The 22,802-nt window shown below is 49.1% G+C and carries 16 protein-coding genes, 1 tRNA gene and 2 rRNA genes (1 of these 19 running past the window's edge); 15 read left to right on the top strand and 4 right to left on the bottom strand.

The genetic code is table 11. From position 1 onward, the window contains the following. The 5 genes from KDN34_RS16115 to KDN34_RS16095 all read left to right on the top strand — a co-directional run. Window positions 1–638, top strand: a 23S ribosomal RNA gene (locus KDN34_RS16115); it begins 2,251 nt to the left of the window's first position. A gap of 140 nt (window positions 639–778) precedes the next feature. Next, window positions 779–894, top strand: a 5S ribosomal RNA gene (gene rrf, locus KDN34_RS16110). 55 nt (window positions 895–949) lie between these two features. Next, a tRNA-Asp gene (locus tag KDN34_RS16105) sits at window positions 950–1,026 on the top strand. Between the two features lie 388 nt (window positions 1,027–1,414). After that, window positions 1,415–3,388, top strand: a complete 1,974-nt coding sequence (aegA, locus tag KDN34_RS16100; RefSeq protein ID WP_228730493.1) for a formate-dependent uric acid utilization protein AegA — start codon at window positions 1,415–1,417, stop codon at window positions 3,386–3,388. A 150-nt stretch (window positions 3,389–3,538) separates the two neighbouring features. Further along, entirely contained in the window at window positions 3,539–4,813 is a 1,275-nt protein-coding gene (locus KDN34_RS16095; RefSeq protein ID WP_212594711.1) for a CinA family nicotinamide mononucleotide deamidase-related protein, read from the top strand. 40 nt (window positions 4,814–4,853) lie between these two features. Here the strand turns inward: KDN34_RS16095 and KDN34_RS16090 are convergent, their stop codons facing one another. From KDN34_RS16090 to argE, 3 genes are all read right to left on the bottom strand, one after another. Next, window positions 4,854–5,384, bottom strand: coding sequence for a DUF1439 domain-containing protein (locus KDN34_RS16090; protein ID WP_212594710.1), 531 nt, complete (start codon window positions 5,382–5,384; stop codon window positions 4,854–4,856). Continuing rightward, a complete protein-coding gene (gene ppc / locus KDN34_RS16085; RefSeq protein ID WP_212594709.1) occupies window positions 5,384–8,029 on the bottom strand; it encodes a phosphoenolpyruvate carboxylase in 2,646 nt (881 codons plus the stop codon). The genes KDN34_RS16090 and ppc overlap by 1 nt, the downstream gene beginning before the upstream one ends. Before the next feature lie 109 nt (window positions 8,030–8,138). Next, window positions 8,139–9,290, bottom strand: coding sequence for an acetylornithine deacetylase (argE, locus tag KDN34_RS16080; RefSeq protein WP_212594708.1), 1,152 nt, complete (start codon window positions 9,288–9,290; stop codon window positions 8,139–8,141). Window positions 9,291–9,545: 255 nt separating this feature from the next. On the opposite strand from argE, the gene argC reads away from it, so the two are divergent. The 5 genes from argC to argH all read left to right on the top strand — a co-directional run bounded on the left by argC (window position 9,546) and on the right by argH (window position 14,954). Next, the gene (argC, locus tag KDN34_RS16075) at window positions 9,546–10,526 is read left to right on the top strand and encodes an N-acetyl-gamma-glutamyl-phosphate reductase (protein WP_212594707.1); all 981 of its coding nucleotides are present in this window, start codon (window positions 9,546–9,548) and stop codon (window positions 10,524–10,526) included. A gap of 38 nt (window positions 10,527–10,564) precedes the next feature. Beyond that, window positions 10,565–11,347: an acetylglutamate kinase gene (gene argB / locus KDN34_RS16070; protein WP_212594706.1), complete on the top strand. Its 783-nt coding sequence runs from the start codon at window positions 10,565–10,567 to the stop codon at window positions 11,345–11,347. Between the two features lie 13 nt (window positions 11,348–11,360). Beyond that, window positions 11,361–12,266, top strand: a complete 906-nt coding sequence (locus KDN34_RS16065) for an ornithine carbamoyltransferase (protein ID WP_212594705.1) — start codon at window positions 11,361–11,363, stop codon at window positions 12,264–12,266. Between the two features lie 33 nt (window positions 12,267–12,299). Next, window positions 12,300–13,526 carry an argininosuccinate synthase gene (locus KDN34_RS16060; protein WP_212594704.1) on the top strand — a complete coding sequence of 409 codons (1,227 nt, stop codon included), beginning with the start codon at window positions 12,300–12,302 and terminating at the stop codon, window positions 13,524–13,526. A 63-nt stretch (window positions 13,527–13,589) separates the two neighbouring features. Further along, window positions 13,590–14,954, top strand: coding sequence for an argininosuccinate lyase (gene argH / locus KDN34_RS16055; RefSeq protein WP_212594703.1), 1,365 nt, complete (start codon window positions 13,590–13,592; stop codon window positions 14,952–14,954). Between the two features lie 60 nt (window positions 14,955–15,014). On the opposite strand, the gene KDN34_RS16050 is transcribed toward argH, so the two are convergent. Then, window positions 15,015–17,588: a penicillin-binding protein 1A gene (locus KDN34_RS16050; RefSeq protein ID WP_212594702.1), complete on the bottom strand. Its 2,574-nt coding sequence runs from the start codon at window positions 17,586–17,588 to the stop codon at window positions 15,015–15,017. 182 nt (window positions 17,589–17,770) lie between these two features. Between KDN34_RS16050 and KDN34_RS16045 the strand changes: the two genes are divergently transcribed. Genes KDN34_RS16045 through KDN34_RS16025 form a run of 5 tightly spaced genes read left to right on the top strand, consistent with a single transcriptional unit; the run spans window position 17,771 to window position 22,645 of the window. Then, window positions 17,771–18,850 (top strand): pilus assembly protein PilM, encoded by a 1,080-nt coding sequence (locus KDN34_RS16045; RefSeq protein WP_212594701.1) that lies wholly within the window; start codon window positions 17,771–17,773, stop codon window positions 18,848–18,850. Continuing rightward, window positions 18,838–19,431 (top strand): PilN domain-containing protein, encoded by a 594-nt coding sequence (locus KDN34_RS16040; protein ID WP_212594700.1) that lies wholly within the window; start codon window positions 18,838–18,840, stop codon window positions 19,429–19,431. Before KDN34_RS16045 ends, KDN34_RS16040 begins: the two co-directional genes overlap by 13 nt. Next, complete coding sequence (locus KDN34_RS16035) at window positions 19,428–20,054, top strand: type IV pilus inner membrane component PilO (protein WP_212594699.1); 627 nt, start codon at window positions 19,428–19,430, stop codon at window positions 20,052–20,054. Before KDN34_RS16040 ends, KDN34_RS16035 begins: the two co-directional genes overlap by 4 nt. Then, window positions 20,051–20,569 carry a pilus assembly protein PilP gene (locus tag KDN34_RS16030; RefSeq protein WP_212594698.1) on the top strand — a complete coding sequence of 173 codons (519 nt, stop codon included), beginning with the start codon at window positions 20,051–20,053 and terminating at the stop codon, window positions 20,567–20,569. The genes KDN34_RS16035 and KDN34_RS16030 overlap by 4 nt, the downstream gene beginning before the upstream one ends. Window positions 20,570–20,587: 18 nt before the next feature. Continuing rightward, window positions 20,588–22,645 (top strand): type IV pilus secretin PilQ, encoded by a 2,058-nt coding sequence (locus KDN34_RS16025; RefSeq protein WP_212594697.1) that lies wholly within the window; start codon window positions 20,588–20,590, stop codon window positions 22,643–22,645. Window positions 22,646–22,802: the final 157 nt, after the last annotated feature.

The raw sequence follows: 22,802 nt of genomic DNA, 5'->3' as shown, positions 1-22,802 counted from the left end.
AAGAGTAACGGAGGAGCACGAAGGTTGGCTAAGTACGGTCGGACATCGTACGGTTAGTGTAATGGCACAAGCCAGCTTAACTGCGAGACAGACACGTCGAGCAGGTGCGAAAGCAGGTCATAGTGATCCGGTGGTTCTGAATGGAAGGGCCATCGCTCAACGGATAAAAGGTACTCCGGGGATAACAGGCTGATACCGCCCAAGAGTTCATATCGACGGCGGTGTTTGGCACCTCGATGTCGGCTCATCACATCCTGGGGCTGAAGTCGGTCCCAAGGGTATGGCTGTTCGCCATTTAAAGTGGTACGCGAGCTGGGTTCAGAACGTCGTGAGACAGTTCGGTCCCTATCTGCCGTGGGCGTTGGAAGATTGAGGGGGGTTGCTCCTAGTACGAGAGGACCGGAGTGAACGAACCGCTGGTGTTCGGGTTGTCATGCCAATGGCATTGCCCGGTAGCTATGTTCGGAATTGATAAACGCTGAAAGCATCTAAGCGTGAAGCGAGCCCCAAGATGAGTCTTCCCTTGGACCTTGAGTCCACTGAAGAGCCGTTCGAGACCAGGACGTAGATAGGCAGGGTGTGTAAGCGTTGTGAGGCGTTTAGCTAACCTGTACTAATGACTCGAGAGGCTTAACCATACAACCCAGATGGGTTTTACTGAAAACATTCCAGATGTTTTCTAGCACTTCCTCCATCCCTGGAGGTCGTTAACCTTGAATGAATATGAATACTTGGTTGAAGTAGAGAACGAAGCAGCTTTCCGAATTGACCGAATTTGCTTGGTGACAATAGCATTGTGGTCCCACCTGACTCCATTCCGAACTCAGAAGTGAAACACAATCGCGCCGATGGTAGTGTGGGGTCTCCCCATGTGAGAGTAGGTCATCGCCAAGCGCCTATTTAGTCAGATGCGCAGCGTCTGGCAGTAAGAATTGGGCTTCGGCCCAGTGGGGTGGTAGTTCAGTTGGTTAGAATACCGGCCTGTCACGCCGGGGGTCGCGGGTTCGAGTCCCGTCCATCCCGCCACTAATAGCAAGGCCTCGTCTCACGACGAGGCCTTTTGCTTTTTCCTCTCTTGCGTTTTATCTTCATTATTTGTTCTATCTAAGCGTTGTCGCCTTGTTTAATTTTTTCACTAAACGAGTCAAGATTCCGGATTTTATAATAAATCTGTAATTTAATTACAATTATGCTGCTTCTAAGCCTTTTTAAATGATTTTCTGTCATCGGATGAGTGACTTTTCTCCTATTCACAGCACTAAAAACTGCATAGTTTCTGTCCGGCATCAAGTTTTCACTTCAATTTAGCAGGTTAGAATATTCAAATGTGAAACTACGCGTAGTCTTATTTCATCTGAAATTTTGTTGGGGAGCAGAATTTCATTTGCTGGAATCGGCTTGAGTTGGGGGCGTGATGAATCGGTTTGTGATTGCGAGTGCCAAGGATTGTATTGGTTGTCGGGCGTGTGAAGTCGCCTGTGTGTTGTCGCACAATAATGGGCGTTATCCTGATAGTGCTGACTCATTTAATCCACGCATAAAAGTGGTCCGTGGGGAATCGCGGATATCTGCTGCGGTATGCCGTCATTGTGAAGATGCACCTTGTGCTAACGCGTGCCCTGTACGCGCTATTACTCGTGATCATAACAGTGTGCAGTTACAGCAAGATAAATGTATTGGGTGTAAGAGTTGTGTTTTAGCCTGTCCATTCGGCGCGATTAATATGGTGTACGAATCTGCCGACCACAACGAAGCCAAAGCCTATGCCCATAAGTGTGATTTGTGCCATGAAAATGAGCAGGGGCCGGCTTGTGTTCAGGCCTGTCCGACCAAGGCGCTGCAATTTCTTGATGAATCAGCGTTAATCAATCTTCGCCGTCAAAAGCAATTACGCAGTGCTGGCGTTGATTACGATCTGAGACTGCCACATATTCATCGCCTAACACCGATATTGGCGTCGCTACCAGAACGTCCGCGCCGGGATGCGATTAAAGCGCCTTTGGAGTTGCGTAAAACCACCTTTGTTGAAACTTATCAGCCTTTCTCTGCGGAACAAACCAAAGCACAAGCAGAACGATGCCTAAGTTGTAGTGACCGTTCCGTATGTGAATGGACCTGTCCACTGCATAACAACATCCCCAAACTGCTCGAACTGGCTAAACAAGGCCGTATAGATGAAGCGGTTGAGCTGTCGCATAAGACCAGTTCGTTACCGGAAGTCTGTGGCCGGGTATGCCCACAAGACCGCCTGTGCGAAGGCTCCTGCACTCTCAAAGATAAATATGGTTCAGTTACTATTGGTAATGTTGAGCGTTATATTACCGACACTGCGTTGTCTAAAGGCTGGAAGCCAAATCTTAGCCATGTCGTCGCTACCGGTAAACGTGTTGCCATTATTGGCGCTGGCCCCGCCGGATTAGGCTGTGCAGATATCCTCAGCCGTAATGGGGTGCAAGCCGTGGTGTTTGATCGACACCCGGAAATCGGCGGTATGCTGACCTTTGGTATCCCTGCGTTTAAGTTGGACAAAAATGTTCTGATCAATCGTCGGGAGCTGTTTAGCGGGATGGGCATCGAATTTCGGCTGAATACCGAAATCGGTCGCGATATTTCACTGCAACAGCTGCTGGATGAGTTCGATGCCGTGTTTGTGGGCACGGGTACTTACCAGTCGATGAAGGCTGGCTTAGAGCATGAAGATGCTCCAGGCGTGTATGAAGCGTTACCGTTTTTAATTGCAAACACTAAACATGAAATGGGATTACCTGAACTCGCAGACGAGCCTTATGTGAATCTTGCGGGTAAAAAAGTCGTGGTCTTAGGTGGTGGCGATACGGCGATGGATTGTCTGCGGACATCTTTGCGTCAAGGTGCTGCCAAAGTCACCTGTGCTTATCGTCGCGATGAAGCAAATATGCCGGGCTCTAAGAAAGAGGTGAAAAACTCGCGGGAAGAAGGGGCTGAATTCCAGTTTAATGTGCAGCCGCAATTTATCCAGCTCGACAAAAAAGGGCGGCTGACCGGGATTGGCTTGATCCGCACCGAACTCGGTGAAGCGGATAGCAGCGGTCGGCGGCGACCGCAGGCGGTCGCCGGCTCTGAATTTGTCTTAGACGCCGATGCCCTTATCATCGCTTTCGGTTTCAGTGCTCATCAGATGCCATGGCTGGAAAAGGCACAAGTAAAATGTAATCGCTGGGGATTGATTGAAGCTCCTCGTAACAATCGTTTCCCGTGTCAAACCAGTCATCCAAAGATCTTCGCCGGTGGCGATATTGTGCGCGGTGCAGATCTGGTGGTGACCGCAATGTCTGATGGTCGTAAGGCGGCGTTGGGTATTATTGCTTCGCTGGGGCTTGAGCCTCAGCCAGCACCCGAAATACAGTAAGTTTGGTTAAGAACGGCCCGCCAATGCGGGTCGTTTTGCTTTCAATAGGCGACGACTCACCGCCAAATCCTCGTTCTGCATACCCATCTTCAGTGAATTAGCGTAATCTGGTGTGCGTTGGATCAACATTAAAACAAACGGGTGTTTTTAATGAAGCTCGAGATGATTTGTACCGGTGAAGAGGTGCTTTCCGGACAGATAGTGGACACCAATGCCGCCTGGTTTGCTAATCTGATGATGGAAAATGGCATTGAAGTACAACGACGGGTCACGGTGGGAGATCGGATAGAAGATCTTGTGGCAGTGTTTCGTGAACGGAGCCTGCATGCTGACGTGATTCTGGTCAATGGCGGTTTAGGTCCCACTTCCGATGATTTATCGGCTGAAGCGATGGCCAAAGCGAAAGCAGAACCGTTGGTGGAAAATCCGGTGTGGCGCGAGCATATCACTGACTGGTTTGCTCGTAATAACCGGCCAATGCCTGCCAACAATCTCAAGCAAGCACTGTTACCGGCCTCAGCTGTCATGGTTGACAATCCGGTAGGAACGGCTTGCGGCTTTCGGGTAAAACTCAATCGAGCATGGCTGTTTTTTACGCCGGGCGTACCTTTTGAATTGAAACATATGGTGCGGGAACAGTTTTTACCGTTTATCCGCCAAGAGTTTGATATTCACTCTGAGGTGGCGGTCGAAAAATTGCTAACCATAGGTCACGGAGAATCCTCTTTAGCCGAAAAGCTTGAGCCACTGGCGATGCCAGACGGTATCACTCTGGGTTACCGTTCATATATGCCGCATATTGAGATCAAGATTTTTGCACGTGGCGCATCGGCGATTGCACAGCTTGCTGAAGTGACTGCAAAAGTGAAGGCTGCGCTGGGGACCGCTGTCGTTGCGGAAAATCGTACCTCGTTGGCAGAAGAGATCCACCATCGGCTGTTTAAGTCAGGTCTCAGTCTCAGCGTTGCGGAGTCCTGCACTGGCGGCATGATCACCAGTCAACTAGTGGCTTTCCCGGGTAGTTCTTCCTATCTGCATCAGGGGCTGGTGACTTACTCCAATGAGAGCAAGGTGCGAGTGTTAGGCGTAAAACCTCAGACACTTGACGACTATGGTGCGGTTTCAATTCCCGTGGTGGAAGCGATGGCACGTGGAGCCCGTGAACTATTAGACAGTGATTTTGCCTTGGCGACCAGTGGCATTGCCGGACCCGATGGTGGTACGCCGGAAAAGCCCGTAGGAACTGTCGCCATAGCGCTGGCTACCCGTAACGCGGTGTACAGCCAGATGATCCTGCTCTCTGGCCGTTCACGCGAATTGGTACGCAGTATCAGTGCGGCGGTAGCTTATGACATGTTACGCCGAGAGTTGCTGAACGAAGGCGTCGTTGTTGATTACTCCTTCATTCAGCGCTATCCGAAGTAATATCAAAGTGAGTAGTCACTACTCGTTAGCGTAATAGTGGCTACTCAAATTCCAATACCAGCTTTCCAGGTTCCACCTTAATAGCTCGGGTCATTTCTGCCAGCTTCGCCTGCACGCTGTTGTGGGTGTTTAACTCATACACTGGTTGGTTCTCAAGCAGTGTTCTGGCCAGGTCAACCAACTGCGGTGATACGTTGCCCAACAGTTTTTGCAATTTCGCGGGCGTCGCTTTGAATTGGACTAACTGCAAATCCCGCAGAAAAATGCTGTGACTCGATTTGTCGTAAACAGGTTTCGCCTCGAATTCGGCTTGCAGATCGGCGCGTAGCGGCAAAATGGGTGTCGCCACCTTTATTTCCGCCGCCGCGGTCACCGCCATTACGCCTGGTTTACTCCCCAATGTTACAGTGACACTGCGAAATCCCATGGATAATGCCGATGAGTCCTTAGCTTGATGCTGCTTGGCAAGCTTGTCATTTAGGTAATTTGTTACCTGCTGTTCACTAATGCTGTATTGGCTGACACAACCACCCAAATACAGCATCGCCAGCAGCAAAAAGATGAATTTCATCAACCGGTGTTCCTCATACCAGCAGCGACACCGGCGATAGTTAACATCAATGCTAATTCCAGTGTTTCCGATGCTTGCTGTTCCCGACGGGTACGCCTCAATAGTTCAGCCTGTAGGAAGTTAAGCGGGTCAATATATGGATTGCGCAATTTAATCGACTCACGATTCCATGGAGTATGCGCCATTAGCGTATCGCTATCGGTGAGTTCCAACACCACCTTCATCCCCAGTTGCAGTCTGGCTATCAGCTCGTCGCCAAGATGATGCAGTTCGACCGGTACCAGGCAGGTTTCATAATAGCGTGCCAGATTTGGTTCGGCTTTGGCATAGACCATCTCCATCATGGAAATGCGGGTGCGGAAAAATGGCCAGTGCTGCTCCATTTCTTGTAGTAGCACTTTTTCACCTCGATCTATGGCGGCTTGCAATGATTCTCCGGCGCCCAGCCATGCAGGCAACATTAGGCGGTTTTGCGACCAGGCGAAGATCCATGGGATCGCTCGTAAGCTCTCAATACCACCATCCACGCGTCGCTTGGCCGGACGGCTACCAAGGGGCAGTTTCCCCAACTCTATTTCTGGCGTTGCCGCGCGGAAATATGGCACAAAATCAGGCTCTTCGCGCACAACTTTACGATAGGCGGTGACCGAATCCGAGGCAATGTGCTCCATACATTCGCGCCACTCCGGTTTGGGCTCCGGCGGTGGCAGTAAGGTCGCTTCCATCACTGCCGAGGTATATAACGCCAGCGATTGTATTGCCTGTTTCGGCAGGCCGAATTTGAAACGGATCATCTCGCCTTGTTCCGTCACCCGGATTCGGCCATCAACGGAACCTGGCGGTTGTGACAGAATGGCATCGTGCGCTGGTGCACCACCGCGGCCAACGGTGCCGCCGCGACCATGAAACAGAATAAGTTTTACGCCAGCATTACGGCATACCGCGACTAACTGTTCTTGTGCCCGATACTGCGCCCAGGCCGCGGCCATCACACCGGCGTCTTTGGCGGAGTCCGAGTAACCAATCATCACCTCTTGGGTGCCCTTAGTGTAGCCTCGGTACCAGTCAAGATTGAGCAGTGCGGTCATACAGCTGGCAGCATTGTTAAGGTCTTCTAGGGTTTCAAACAGTGGCACTACCCGCATCGGGTGCGGACAGCCGGTTTCTTTCAACAGTAATAACACAGCCAGCACATCGGATGGCTTACCTGCCATCGAGATCACATAAGACCCCAACGCTCTTGCCGGTTGTTTGGCAATCAAGCGACAAGTGGCAAGCACTTCGGCAACATTGTCTGAGGGTTGCCAGGTGCCAGGAAGCAGAGGTCGGCGGTTAGTCAGTTCTTTCAGGAGAAACGCTTGCTTCTCTGATTCCCCCCAATGCGCATAATCGCCTATACCGAGATAACGGGTGAGTTCTGCCAACACTTCCGCGTGTCTGGCGGCATCCTGACGGATATCCAGACGCACCATGTGAATCCCGAAACAGGCGAGCCGCCGCAGCATATTTAACAGTAAACCGTTGGCAATGAGGCGCATACCGCAATCGCACAGACTGTGATACAGCAACATCAACGGCGTTTTTAAATCGTCTTCGTGCCAGATAATGGTGCTGTAATCGACCTCTGGCTGATGTCCTTCAATCCGGGCATTAAGAAAGTCGATGGTGTTTCGCAACTTTTGCCGTAAATCTCGCAGCACATCACGGTAGGGTTCACGACTGTTGTTGGTGTAGGCCATCAGTGCTTCATTGGCATCTTCCATTGACAGCTCTGCCAGGAGCTCAACGATATCTTTGAGGTGCAATCTGGCCGCCGCGTGACGATTGCGATCGAGCACTTCCTGGGTCACTTTAGCGGTGACAAACGGGTTGCCGTCACGGTCACCGCCCATCCAGCTGGAAAATCGTACCGGCGCAATATCAATAGGCAATTGCAGACCCGTACGTTCTTCAATCTGATCGTTAAGCTGTCTTAGAAAATCGGGCACTGCCTGCCACAGTGAGGCTTCAATGGTGGCGAGGCCCCAACGCGCTTCGTCAACCGGGGTCGGGCGTTCACTGCGAATTTCATTGGTATGCCAAATCTGCGATACCAATTGCCGTAACCGCAGATTCAGCTGCTTGGTCTCGCGTTGGCTGAGTTTGTCGTTTTCCAACGCTGCCAGGCAATCGACTACCGCAGCATATTTCTGGATTAACGTTCGTCGCGATATCTCAGTCGGATGTGCGGTCAGCACCAGGTCGATATCCATCGTTTTCAAACAGTCCAGCATCTGCTGCTGATCTATCGGGCCATTGAGCATCCTGCTTAGCAACAGCTCAACGGGATCGGGGACACACACCAGCTCATCACAATTGCGACTGATGGTATGGAACTGCTCGGCAATGTTCGCCAAATTGAGAAACTGGTTAAACGCTTTAGCGACGGGGACTAACTCGTCATCTGGTAATGCATTAAGTAGCTGCAACATCTGCTCACGTGCAGCACTGTCGCCTTTACGCGAACTTTTGGCTAACTGGCGGATCTGTTCCACCTTTTCCAGAAATGAATCCCCTAAGTGATCGCGCATCGTCTCACCGAGGATCTGCCCTAACATACTGACGTTCGCCCGTAGTGAGGCATACATATCTGTCGTTTGTTCCATTGTGGCTCCCATTTCCCCAAAATGTGTTGCTGTGCCTCAGCACCTACCCGTCACAATACCTAGCCGAGGCCATTAAGGTCAATGAAGTGTAGATGACATTGCGTTAATGCTATTCAATACAAGCGTGATAAATCAGTTGCTTAAGTAGTGATATTGTCGGCTTTAGCTGCGCCAAATCGATAAATTCATCTGGCTGATGTGCCTGATCGATGCTGCCAGGTCCGAGTACCAGTGTATGGCAACCAATGCTGCGAATATATGGAGCTTCAGTAGCATAATTCACCACCTCCGGTGCGTTCCCGGCCAATTTGGCCACCAGTTGGCTCCAGGCAGAATCTGCGGTATCGGCAAAGGGTTCTGCCCCTGGGTACAAGGTGCTAATGCTGATGGCACCCGGATATTTTTCAGAAATGGGTAACAGGTATTGCTGCGTCATCAACTGCAGATCGGCAATGGCGATGCCGGGCAAGGGCCTGATGTCCATATGCAAGTCGCAACACCCACAAATACGGTTAGCGGCATCACCACCATGAATATGACCAAAGTTCATCGTAGGATATGGCACACTGAAGGCATTTTCTCGATAGTTATCTGCCAGATGCTGTTTTAACTTCAGCAACTGCCCAATCACCTGATACATGATATCGATGGCGTTAAGTCCCTTGGCTGGGTCAGACGAATGACCGCTGCGGCCAGTAATTCTGATCCCTTGTGCCAGATGCCCTTTATGCATATACACCGGACGCAGGCTCGTGGGTTCGCCAATGATGGCGTACTCCGGACGGATAGCTGCGTTGGCGGCAAAAGTCTTCGCGCCACTCATGGTGGTTTCTTCATCAGCGCTGGCAAGGATATACAGCGGCCGTTTGAATTGCTGCAGTGGCATATCTTTCACGGCTTCTAATACCAGCGCAAAAAAGCCTTTCATATCGCAGGTACCAAGGCCATACCAACGGTCGTCCTTTTCTGTCAGCACAAACGGATCTTGGTGCCAACGACCTTCATCAAACGGTACGGTGTCGGTGTGACCGGCTAATAACAACCCACCTTTACCACTGCCGAGCGAAGCCAACAGATTATATTTATTGCGACTGTCCTTCACTGGCTGTTGCTGGCAATGAAAGCCCAGTTCCGAGAACCAGTTACTGAGAAGATCGAGCACCCCTTTATTGGTCTGATCCTGTTCGGCTTCTATGGCGCTGATAGAGGGAGAAGCGATAAGCGCACTGAAGCTGTGTTTGAGTTCCGGCAATTTGGTCATAATTCCGCCAAAAATAGTAAAATAACTATTCACATATATTGCATAAATAAACTTGTATGGTAGTCTAGCAAACAGCTGAGACAGGTGTCATCAGCGAAACGCTGTCACCTGCATAAAATACCCTGTTTGAGCTTATTATTGAGCTTAATACAGATAAAAGCTGCATATAATCCCTGCAGCGTTAAACTTGTCATCAGGCATTCTGCCCGGGCACAACTTTAGCCCTTCCTTTTGACTAGATATAGATTTGAGATCATGAAAAATATTGCCATTATCGGTGCCAGTGGCTACACCGGAGCCCAGATAACCGCGTTGATTGAAAATGAACCCGGGCTCAGTGTGCAGGGGTTGTATGTGTCTGAGAATAGTCTCGACAAAGGCAAAGCCCTCGCTGACCTCTATCCTGTATATCAACAGGTTCCTTATGTATTGCAACCATTAACTGCTGAAGCCAAAGATACCATTGCGGCAGAATCAGATGCCGTAGTGCTGGCCACAGAACACGTTGTCAGTCTGGAACTCGCTGCCTGGTTTTATGAAAAAGGACTGCGAGTGTTCGATCTTAGCGGCGCTTATCGTTTTGCCGATGCCGCACAGTATCCCAAATGGTATGGTTTTGAACATACACAGCCAAAAGTGCTAGCGCAGGCGATTTATGGCTTGGCTGAATGGAATGCTGACAAGATTGCCGCAACCCGCATGATTGCCGTTCCAGGATGTTATCCCACCGCTTCATTGTTAGCACTTAAGCCAGTTAAGCCGCTGCTTACCGAAACGTTGCCAGTGATTAATGCCGTCAGTGGTGTCACCGGTGCCGGTCGAAAAGCACAACTGCATACCAGTTTTTGCGAAGTCAGTTTGACGCCCTATGGCGTGCTCGGACATCGCCACCAACCAGAAATTGCCACTCATCTGGGACAGCAGGTTATTTTTACACCGCATCTGGGTAACTTTAAGCGTGGTATTTTGGCAACCATTACCGCACAACTGAAGTCGGGCACGACTACTGCGCAGGTTGCAGAAGCCTATAGCGTTTATGATAACTCACCTTTGGTGAAGGTAAGTCAGCAGCGTTTTCCGAAAGTGGATGATGTGGTGCTGACGCCAAATTGCCATATCGGTTGGAAGTTTGATGAAGCCAGTGGCTATCTGGTGGTAGCCAGCGCTATCGACAATTTGATGAAAGGTGCGGCCAGTCAAGCACTGCAATGCATAAAGATTCATTTTAATCTTTGAATTAACCAGCCCTAGCGGCATTTTTGAGAGTTTCCTTTATGAGCACAAATGACAGTGTGTTGGTTCTGAAAGTCGGTGGCGCATTAATGCAGTGTGAGATGGGCATGGCGCGATTGATGGAAACGGCAGCCAAGATGTTGTCCCAGGGACAGAAAGTGGTACTGGTGCACGGCGGCGGTTATCTGGTTGATGAACAGTTGAAAGTCAATGGCATGGAAACCGTTAAGTTGGAAGGCTTGCGGGTGACACCTGCCGAGCAGATGCCAATAGTGGTTGGGGCATTGGCTGGTACCTCTAACAAAATCCTGCAGGCCGCCGCAGTAAAAGCGGGCGTTGTTGCTGTAGGTATGAGTCTGGCAGACGGTAACCTCGTCGACGCCAGCATTAAAGATGAACGTCTGGGCTTTGTGGGTGAAGTTACTCCAAAAGATGGTACCTACATTAATTTCCTGTTAGCCCAGGGCTGGATGCCAATTGTCAGTTCCATTGCAGTGTCAAGCGATGGAGACTTACTGAATGTCAATGCTGATGAAGCGGCCACCGTACTCGCCAAATTGGTTGGCGGTAAGCTGGTATTGCTGTCAGATGTTTCTGGTGTACTGGATGGAAAAGGCCAGTTGATCCCACAACTGAACCGCGACCAGATCCAGCAACTGGTGAAACAGGGCGTTATCGAAAAAGGCATGAAAGTTAAAGTAGAGGCTGCGCTGGATGTGGCGGAGCAGATGGGGCAGCCAGTACAGGTAGCCTCATGGCGGGATGCAGCCCAGTTGGCTGCCCTTGCCCGGGGAGAGAACATCGGAACACAAATTCAACCGTAAGTAAGGATTAGTTATGAAGCACCTGTTGTCCCTTAAAGACCTGAGCCAATCGCAACTGTTGGCATTGCTGGACTTGGCGGTCAAGATCAAAGCCAACCCAGCCGAATATCGTCATGCGCTCGATGGGAAGAGCGTAGTGATGCTGTTCGAAAAGCCCTCATTGCGTACCCGAGTGAGCTTTGATATAGGTATCAATAAGCTCGGTGGTCACTGTGTCTATATGGATCAGCAAAATGGTGCTTTGGGCAAACGAGAGTCAGTGCGCGATTTCGCCGGTAATATTTCGCAGTGGGCGGATGCCATTGTGGCGCGTACCTTTAGCCATGTCACCGTAGAAGGCTTGGCAGAATACGGCAGCGTCCCTGTTATCAATGCATTGTCGGATCTTTACCATCCTTGTCAGGCATTGGCTGATTTCCTGACCTTGAAGGAAGTCTTGGGAAGTCTGAAAGGCCTGAAACTTGCGTATATCGGAGATGGTAATAACGTTACCAACTCGCTGATGGTTGGTGCCGCCATTCTGGGGGCACAAATGACGGTGATTTGCCCTGAGGGACATTTCCCTGATGGTTTTGCGGTAACTCAAGCGCAGCAGTTAGCCGCAGTTCACGGCGGTAGTTTACTACTGACTCCAGATGTTAGTGCGCTCGAAGGTGTGGATGCAGTCTACACTGATACATGGATTTCCATGGGAGACAGTACCAAACTTTCGGATATTGCCGTTAAATTTGCTCAATATCAGGTTTCAAAAGAACTGATGGAAAAATACAAGGTCAAGTATTTCATGCATTGCTTGCCCGCGCACAGAGGGGTAGAAGTGACGGATGAAGTAATGGACGGTGAAGGTTCGCTGATATTACAGCAGGCGCAGAACCGGATGCACGCCCAAAACGCGGTACTTGTCACTCTGTTAAGTTGATGGCCAAAGGCCTTTTAATCCAGGAAATATAAGATGTCTATTGCACAGAAAAACACACAAGTGAAAAAGGTGGTGCTGGCTTACTCCGGTGGTTTGGACACCTCGGCCATCATCCCATGGCTGAAAGAAAACTATAACAACTGCGAAATCGTCGCCTTTTGTGCGGATATCGGTCAGGATCCAGCAGAGCTGGTGGGCTTGACTGAAAAAGCCTTGGCTTCTGGTGCTTCTGAGTGCCATATCGTCGATTTGAAAGAAGAATTTGTTAAAGACTACATCTACCCGACTATTGCGACAGGTGCAGTTTATGAAGGTACTTACCTGTTGGGTACCTCAATGGCTCGCCCAATCATTGCCAAAGCTCAGGTAGAAGTGGCCCGTAAAGTCGGGGCTGATGCCTTGGCTCATGGTTGTACTGGTAAAGGTAATGACCAGGTGCGTTTTGAAGGCTGTTTTGCTGCATTGGCGCCCGATCTGAAAGTGATTGCGCCATGGCGTGAATGGACCATGCAGAGCCGTGAAGATCTGCTGGCCTACCTGGCTGAACGTCATATCAAGACCACAGCATCAGCAACCAAAATTTACAGCCGTGACGCCAATGCCTGGCACATCTCTACTGAAGGCGGTGAGTTGGAAAGCCCATGGAACGAACCCAGCAAAGCGGTTTGGACTTGGACCGTTGATCCAGAAGATGCACCAGATGCTCCTGAGTATGTCACTGTAGAAGTGAAAGATTGCCGTGTGACTGCCGTTAATGGTGAACAGCTGGAGCCTTATGCTGCGTTGGTGAAACTCAACGAAATCGCCGCGGCGCATGGTGTTGGTCGCGTAGACATTACCGAAAACCGTCTGGTAGGGATGAAGTCTCGTGGCTGTTACGAAACTCCTGGGGGCACCGTAATGATGGCTGCACTGCGTGCAGTGGAAGAACTGGTGCTGGATAAAACCAGTCGCTCATGGCGTGAACAGGTCGCTGCCCAGATGGCGCATCTGGTGTATGACGGTCGCTGGTTCACTCCGCTATGCAACTCTTTGATTGCGGCGTCTGAAGCGCTTGCCAAAGATGTTAATGGTGAAGTGGTGATCAAGCTTTACAAAGGTCAGGCGACCCCAGTGAAAAAACGTTCACCTAACAGCCTGTACTCTGAAGCATTTGCTACCTTCGGTGAAGATACTGTATACGACCAGAAACATGCGGAAGGCTTTATCCGTTTGTATTCTCTGGCAAGCCGTATCCGCGCCATCAATAGCAACAAGTAAGACTGTGATTTATGGGGCGCCCTGGCGCCCCTTTTTGTTTATTCGTAACAGAGGAATTTCAACATGGCATTATGGGGCGGCCGCTTCAGTGGCCCGAGCAGCGAACTTTTCCAACTCTTCAATGACTCGTTGCCAGTAGATTATCGGCTGGTGGAACAGGACATTCAGGGCTCGGTTGCCTGGGCTGCCGCAATTGCCAAAGCTGGTGTGTTGACTGAGGCAGAATTGGCGTCTTTGCAACAGGCACTTCAGGAATTGCTCGTTGAAGTTAAAGATCAGCCACAACAGATCCTGAGTTCTGGCGCTGAAGATATTCACAGTTTTGTCGAACAGAAACTGATCGATAAAGTCGGTGACCTTGGCAAAAAATTGCATACCGGGCGTTCGCGTAACGATCAGGTGGCAACTGACCTTAAGCTTTGGTGTAAAGAAGAAGCTGAGCACTTGCTGACTTTGCTGACGCAGTTAAAGCAGGCGATGTTAGCGCTGGCAGAGCGCGAGCTGGATGCGGTGATGCCAGGATATACTCATTTGCAACGGGCTCAACCAGTGACTATGGGGCATTGGGCCTTAGCTTACGTGGAAATGTTTGAGCGTGACCTCAGCCGTCTGCAAGATACCGTAACCCGTCTGAATACCTGTCCGTTGGGCAGTGGTGCGCTGGCAGGTACTGCTTATCCGGTGGATCGTAAAGCGTTGGCATTGAGCCTGGGGTTTGCAGCTCCTACACTGAACAGCCTTGATAGTGTCTCTGATCGTGACCATGTGGTGGAGTTATGCAGTGACGCAGCCATCAGCATGATGCATCTTAGCCGCATGGCGGAAGATATGATTTTCTTCAACTCTGGTGAAGCCAATTTCATTGAACTGGCTGATAACGTCACTTCTGGTTCATCGTTGATGCCACAGAAGAAAAACCCAGATGCACTGGAATTGATCCGCGGTAAAACTGGCCGGGTTTATGGTTCTTTGACTGGTATTCTGACCACGATGAAAGCACTGCCGCTGGCCTATAACAAGGACATGCAGGAAGACAAAGAAGGCCTGTTCGATGTGATGGACAGCTGGAGTCTGTGTCTTAAAATGGCCGCTTTGGTATTGGAAGGCGTGAAGGTGAATCGTAATCGAGCCTTGCAGGCTGCCCAGCAAGGCTATGCCAATGCGACAGAACTGGCCGATTACTTGGTTTCTAAAGGCATGCCATTTCGTGAAGCGCACCATGTCGTGGGTGAAGTGGTGTTAAAAGCAATTGCTGAAGGTAAGCCGATTGAAGCGTTGCCATTAGCCACTTTACAGACTTATGCCGCGATCATTGCCGAAGATGTTTACCCAAATCTGACCATTGAAGCATGTCTTGAGAAGCGTAATGTGCTTGGTGGCACCGCATTAGTGCAGGTGCAAGCCGCACTGGACGCAAAGAAATACTGATCAGTGAGCCACTGATAAAAAACGCGCCAGCTGGCGCGTTTTTTATTGAATAACATTGAGTTAGTTAAACAAGTTTTCCGATGTTTTGCCGGAATCAAGGAACAAGTTACTGTCCTCGGTAGCATCGCTGGCGTATTCCTTGGGCTCAGTGCCTTGAATAAAGTATTCAAAATCACTGGTATAGTCGTTCTTACGGGATAACTTGCCAGTTGCTAAATCAATCCTTACCGAGACGATACCCGCTGGTGGTGTCATCGGGATTTCTGGCGTGCCTTCTAAGGCATCGTGCATAAACTCGTTCCAGGCCGGCCCGGCAGTCTTAGCCCCGGATTCTGCTCCAGAAATCTGATCTTTTGCACCGTTAGGATTCCAGGCCACACGACCTAACTCGCGACTATGATCATCAAAACCTACCCAGGCGGTGGTGACCAGACTCGGGTTAAACCCACTGAACCAGGTATCTCTAGATTCATTGGTGGTACCGGTTTTACCGGCAATATCATGCCGTTTTACCACGCGAGCAGCACGCCAAGCGGTACCGTTCCATGCGGTACCATGATTCCAGTCGCCACCCCCCCAAATCACGCTCTTAAGCGCATCGGTTATCAGGAACGCAATCTGTTTGGAGATAACTCGTTTAGCATGACGTGCCTGAGGGTTGTCACAGGTATATGGCAGATCACTGGCGGCAACGGTAACCGCTACGGGATTATCCTCTGGACGGTCTAAGCTGGTAATGGTCGATTCAGGTGCCATTGCTGTAGTTTGCACGTTAGCTACTGTTGCTGCTGGCATTGTATCGCAAGCCAGTGCAGGATCAGCGCGCTCAATCGTCCTGCCATAGGCATCATCGACGCGTGCAATGAAGTAGGGTTCCAACAATTGACCGCCATTCGCGAAACTTGAGAACGCGGTAACAACCTGCAAGGGAGTCACTGACGGAGAGCCTAATGCCAGTGATTCGTTACGGTTCAGATCGGCCGGATCAAATCCAAACTGACTGAGTTTATCAATTGCCGCATCCAGTCCAATATATCGCAGTGTTCTGACCGCCATGACGTTGATGGATTGCGCCAATCCGACGCGCAGTCTAGTTGGACCGCCGTAGACATCAGGCGAATTTTTAGGGCGCCAGGCGGTACCCTGACTTAAATCAGGCTTATTAATAGGGGCGTTATTAATCAATGTCGCCAGGGTGTAACCTTTTTCCAATGCAGTAGCATACAGGAATGGCTTGATGTTAGAGCCTAACTGACGTTTGGCCTGCACCACCCGGTTGTATTGGCTTTGAGTGAAGCTAAATCCACCTACCAAGGTACGGATGGCGCCGTCATGAGGATCGAGAGAGACCATCGCGCTGGCAACTTGTGGAAGTTGCGATAATTGCCAACTATCGCCCATCGGGCGGACCCAGATCTGTTCGCCAACTTTGACAACATCCGCCGCTGATTTGGGTGATGGCCCCTGGCGTCTGTCGTTAATAAAGCTGCGTGCCCAGTTTAAACCTTCCCAAGGAATGGTTACGGTGTGACCATTTCCAAGTAATACTTCGGCCTGCTTGTCTTCCACTTTGATGACGGCAGCTGGCTGTAACTCCTGCACAGGTGCTGTCTGTTTTAGTGTTTCAACCAACTTATCCGGCGCCGGCTCAGAATCTGTCCATAAGACTGACACCGGCCCCCGGTAACCATGACGTTCGTCATAGGCATAGACGTTGTTGCGTAACGCTTTTTGCGCTTTTTGTTGCAGATCAGAATTGATAGTGGTGTAGACGTTGTAACCACCGGTGTAGGCTTCTTCTTCACCGTATTTCTGCACCATATAATCTCTCGCCATCTCTGAGATATAAGGTGCATATAGGTCGATTTCCGCACCATGGTACTTGGCGGTGATCGGCGCAGCAGCAGCCACTTGATAGTCGTTTTGATTGATGTATCCCACATCCAGCATTCGCCGCAGGACTACGTTACGACGAGCCTTGGCTCTTTCCGGAGAGGTGATGGGGTTAACGGTTGACGGCGCTTTGGGGAGCCCTGCAATCACGGCCATTTCTGCAAGCGTCAGGTCTTTTACATCCTTGCCGTAATACACTTGTGCTGCCGCCCCGACGCCATAGGCGCGTTGCCCGAGGTAGATCCGGTTGACATATAGTTCCAGAATCTCGTCTTTAGTTAAAAGCTGTTCAATGTGAAGTGCAATAAAGATTTCTTTGATTTTTCGGATAAACTTCTTATCTCGAGTCAAAAAGAAGTTACGGGCTACCTGCATGGTAATGGTACTTGCACCCTGGCGCTTTTGGCCGGTAGTAATCATCACTAATGCCGCGCGCAGCACCCCAATGGGATCGACACCGTTGTGCTCATAAAAGCGTGAATCTTCGGTAGCAATAAATGCTTGTAACAAAGGTTTGGGAACATCACTCAATTGCAATGGAATACGACGCTTTTCCCCAAATTGAGAAATAAGTTTGCCATCACTTGAATATATTTTAAGTGGCGTCTGAAGTTTGACGGTTTTCAATGTATTGACGTCTGGCAGATCCGGCAAAACGTAAAAATACGCGCAGATAATGGCAATGATTCCCAATAGCGCGAGACTGAATACAGCGATAAGTATGCGTTTAAACCACTTCACCGGATTATTCCATAACCTGTTGAGGGGTAAATAGTATATAAGGCACAATCGCTGGGGTGAAGTGAATTACAATTATAAAAATAAACAGTGCAAAAATGTTAATAGAATATTATATAAAGATCACAATCAAACTATGTTTGTGCTACGCTTCGATTCAACAATAACAATAAGGCACCGGGACAATGCTTTCTAATCTATGGAAGCGTCAAGCCCCTCAAATGGTCGGAATTGACATCGGTTCACACGAAGTCAAGGCTATTATGTTGGGTAAGACAGCTGAAGGTTATAAAATACAGGCTCATGCGGTGGTTCCCTTAAAAAAGGGCGCAGTGAGCGACCATGACATCAGGGATAAAGACGCTGTTATTGAGGCATTACGCCAGATCAAACGGCAATTGCCTAAATCTATCAAATTTGCAGCCGTCGCGGTTTCTGGCTCAGCAGTCATGACCAAAGTGATTTATATGGATGCGTCATTGACGGAAGCTGAAATGGAAGCTCAGATCGAGATTGAAGCAGATAACCTGATTCCGTATTCCCTTGATGAAGTGTCCATCGATTTTGAAACCCTTAACGTCAACAAAGCTGATCCTTCCAAGGTTGATGTGCTGCTCAGTGCAAGTCGTACCGAAAACATTGATTCCCGGGTCGATGTTTTAGATGAAATTGGCCTTGAGACCAAAGTTGTTGATGTAGAAGGTTATGCGCTGGGTCGAGCCTATGAACTGATTGCCGCGCAACTGCCGCCAGAGACAGCGAAAGGTGTCGTAGTACTGATCGATATCGGTGCCAATATGACCACATTCGCCGTGGTGGAAAATGGTGAAACCACATTTATCCGCGAGCAAGCCTTTGGTGGTGAAATCTTCACCCAGTCAATTCTCTCTTTCTACGGAATGGCGTATGACCAGGCAGAAAAAGCCAAGGTCGAAGGCGACTTGCCACGTAACTATATGTTTGAAGTGTTATCGCCATTTCAGAATCAGTTGTTGCAGCAAATTAAGCGCACACTACAAATTTACTGTACTTCCAGCGGTAAAGATAAGGTTGATCAACTGGTCTTGTGTGGAGGAACTTCGAAGCTGGAAGGAATGGCCAACCTGCTGACGAATGAACTCGGGGTACCAACGATCACTGCGGATCCTTTTAAAGGGTGTTTGCAGGCTGACGGCAGTGTTCAGCAAAAACTGGCGCCAAATATCAGCAAATACATGATTGCTTGCGGTCTCGCATTAAGGAGTTATGGGCAATGGCGAACATAAACCTGCTGCCCTGGCGTGAAGAGGCGAGGGAAAAACAGAAACGTGACTATATCGGGATTCTGGCCGCTGTATTTATCGGTGCCGCGGTGCTGGTTTATCTGGCGCTGCAATTTATTGGCTGGATGACGGATGATCAGCGAGAACGTAATGCTTATCTGCAGCATGAAATTCAGCAACTTGATAAGCAGATTGCTGAGATCACCAAGATTAAGCAACGAAAAGCTGATATTGAAAAACGTACTGAAATCATTCTGGATTTGCAGCAGTCACGTAATCTGCCGACGCATATATTGGATGAGCTGGTACGGGTGATACCTCCCGGCGTTTACCTTTCAAGCGTAGAAAAGAAAGGCAGTATTATCTGGATTGAAGGTCGTAGCGAATCTAACAACAACGTAGCCAACATGATGCGCAAGATTAAGGCATCAGCGTGGCTGCAAGACCCGACAATGCAATCCATCGTATCTCAGAAAGATGATATCCGGGAACTGCAGCGGTTCAGTCTTAAAGTCACTATCAAAGGTGGGGAACAACCACCTGCGGGCTCAGTCCAGACTGCTAAGGGGGGAACCGCTAAATGAAGTTTGATTTGAGCCAGTTTAATGATCTGGACATGGAAAATATCGGTGGCTGGCCAACCCAGGTCAAAGCGGTTTTTGCCGGGATTTTAGCCATTCTGGTATTTGTCGGTGGTTATTTTCTGTTTGTTTCTGATGCGATTGATATCTACAAGGTAGAGCAGGGTAAAGAGCAGCAATTACGCGACGATTTTCGCAATAAATATCAATTAGCGGCTAATCTGGATCTCTACCGAGAACAATTAAAGCAGATGGAAGCGCAGTTCGCAGAATTGCTGAAAATGTTGCCATCTCAGAACGAAATGCCCGGATTGCTGGATGACTTGACCTATGTTGCGACGGACGCTGGTTTGCGTATCAACAGCATTGATTGGGATGCAGAAGTCCAACGTGATTTTTATATTGAATACCCAATCCGGATGTCTGTAACCGGTGATTATCATCAAATGGGACACATGGTCAGTGGTGTCGCTAAATTACCGCGGATTGTCAGTCTGCATGATTTTGTGATTAAGCGAGAAGCTGATGGCAATTTGTCGATGGACATTTTAGCTAAAACTTATCGTTTTAAAGAAGGTGCAGAGTTACCGGCAAATGCCAAAAAGGCTAAGGGGAAAAGCAAATGAGATGGATATTGCCCCTGCCGCTGATAGTGCTGCTGAGTGGTTGTATTGGCAACCACGAAGATTTACAGCAATATGTGGAGAGTGTGAAGAAAACGCATGTGGCGCATATTCCTCCGTTAAAGGAACCGCCTAAATTTGAGCATTTTCAGTATGATGCAGATCTGCTTCGCAGTCCTTTTGTACCACCATCCCGAGAGCTGACCGCTGAAGCGATAGATACAACCAAGGATTGTCGACAGCCCGACCTGAAACGTCGCAAGGAACGCTTGGAAACATACGCGCTGGATAACCTAAGAATGCGCGGCACGCTCAGTAACAACGGTGTTATCTGGGCATTGATTGAGACCCCTGACAGCAACGTTTATCGAATTGGTGTTGGAAATTACATTGGTCTATTTAACGGCCATATAACAAAGATAAATCAGAACAGTATCGAAATTACTGAATTGGTTCCGGACGGTTCCGGTTGTTGGACCGAGCGCAGCAGCAGTCTGGATTTGACCGGCGGAAAATAGGCAAAGGAAGAGGGAATAATGAGATTTTCTTTGGTGCATAAAACCCATGAGACAGCAGGCAACTGGTGGCAAGTTGCATTGGGCTGCGTGTTGATGGTGAGTCTTGTTCCTTGTGCTTTGGCTGCGAACAAACTTGTCGATGTGAAATATCACACCATCATTGACCATCAGTTGGAGTTGGAACTGGTCTTTGATAGTCCGGTGGCCGATCCAGAAGTGAAGCTCAGTGCCGAGCCTGCAGGTATTAAACTGAATTTCAGTGATGCAACGTCCACACTGGAAAAAGCCGTGCTGCCGATCAAACAGGTCGGGGTAGAGCAGTTAACAACTGAACAGCAAGATGGTGTACTGCAAGTTGCTTTGAAACTTGACAAAGTACGACCTTATCAAGGTAAGGCTATCGGCAACACTTACCGACTGACCGTTAATGATGAAGCGATGAGTGCGGCCGATAAAGCTGCCAGCCCGTTCGTTAATAAGATCGAAAATATCGATTTTCATCGGGCTGGTGACAAAGGCGGGGAGTTGGTTGTCAACCTCAATAATGCTTCAGTGGCCGCTAACGTTGAACAAAAAGGCACCAAACTGGAAGTGAAGTTTTACAACACAGAAATTCCAGATGATAAATTGTATGTAATGGATGTTCAGGACTTTTCGACCCCAGTGCGTAGTTTTGAAACGTTCCGTGACGATATGACCACGCGGTTCCTGATCGATATTAAAGGCCCGTACAAATATAGCTATAAAGAAGAGGGTAACGCCTTCCATCTGACCATGACTCAGGATGAAAAAGCGACTTCAGCTGTTGAGCCTGAGAAAAAATATACCGGTAAAAAATTGTCTTTGGATTTCCAGAACATTTCAGTACGCACCGTGCTGCAGATTCTGGCCGATTATAATAATTTCAATTTGGTGACCAGTGATACCGTCGACGGCAGCATTACGCTGCGACTGGAAGATGTGCCTTGGGATCAAGCGTTGGACCTGATCCTCAAGACCAAGGGACTCGATAAGCGGATTGAAGGTAATATTCTGATGGTGGCTCCAGCCGAAGAGATAGCGATTCGCGAGAGCCAGGATCTGAAAAACAAGCAGGAAGTACAAAAGCTGGCGCCTTTGTACTCGGAATATCTGCAAGTCAATTACGCGAAAGCGACCGACATCGCCAAATTGCTAAAAGGTGAAGCTCAAGCGAGCCTGTTAACTGACCGTGGTTCGGTCACCGTTGATGAACGTACCAATACTTTGTTAGTAAAAGACACTGCGGATTCGTTAGAAAACGTGCATCGCCTGATCAAAGTACTTGATATCCCAATTAAGCAGGTATTGATTGAATCACGTATGGTGACGGTGAGTGACACCGTGGCTCAAGACTTGGGGGTTCGTTGGGGGATTACCGATCTTCAAGGAGATTATGGCACGTCAGGAACTCTCGAAGGGGTCTCTGATTTGGTATCGGGGAGCACACCTTCAATCGATAATCGGTTGAACGTCAATTTGCCTGCCTCAGCGACAAGTGCTGCGAGTATCGCTTTCAACGTTGCCAAGTTGGCAGATGGCACCATTTTGGATTTGGAATTGAGTGCGTTGGAACAGGAAAATAAAGGTGAGATTATCGCCAGCCCGCGCATTACCACATCTAATCAGAAAGCGGCGTATATTGAGCAGGGGGTTGAAATTCCCTACGTAGAATCTGCATCTAGTGGTGCCGCAACGGTTAAATTTAAGAAGGCGGTATTGTCCCTACGGGTGACCCCGCAGATCACTCCGGATAACAAAGTGATTCTTGATCTGGAAATCACTCAGGATTCTAAAGGCGAAGTGGTGACAACACCGTTAGGTGAAGCCGTTTCTATCAATACTCAGAAAGTGGGTACTCAGGTGTTGGTTAACAATGGTGAAACCATCGTTCTTGGTGGTATTTATCAGCAGCAGTTGATCAACAGTGTCAACAAAGTGCCAGTACTGGGTGATATCCCGGTGTTAGGTGCGCTGTTCCGTAACACCTCTGATTCCAATGAACGGCATGAGTTATTGATCTTCGTAACACCTAAGATCGTTACCGATAAGTTCTAACATTCCGGCTGATTAGATAAAGCCAGTGCATGTCACTGGCTTTACTTTCAGGGAAGAATTTTGGCTTTAATGAAGTGGCACGCTTGCCTAAAGCGGCCTTTAGCTGAGATAATCCCGGGTCAAGTCTCTTTAGAGCAAGGTAAGATGATCATGTCGG

It is taken from the genome of Shewanella yunxiaonensis (assembly GCF_018223345.1).
GTDB lineage: Bacteria > Pseudomonadota > Gammaproteobacteria > Enterobacterales > Shewanellaceae > Shewanella > Shewanella yunxiaonensis.
This window is presented reverse-complemented; position numbering and strand designations above follow the sequence as displayed.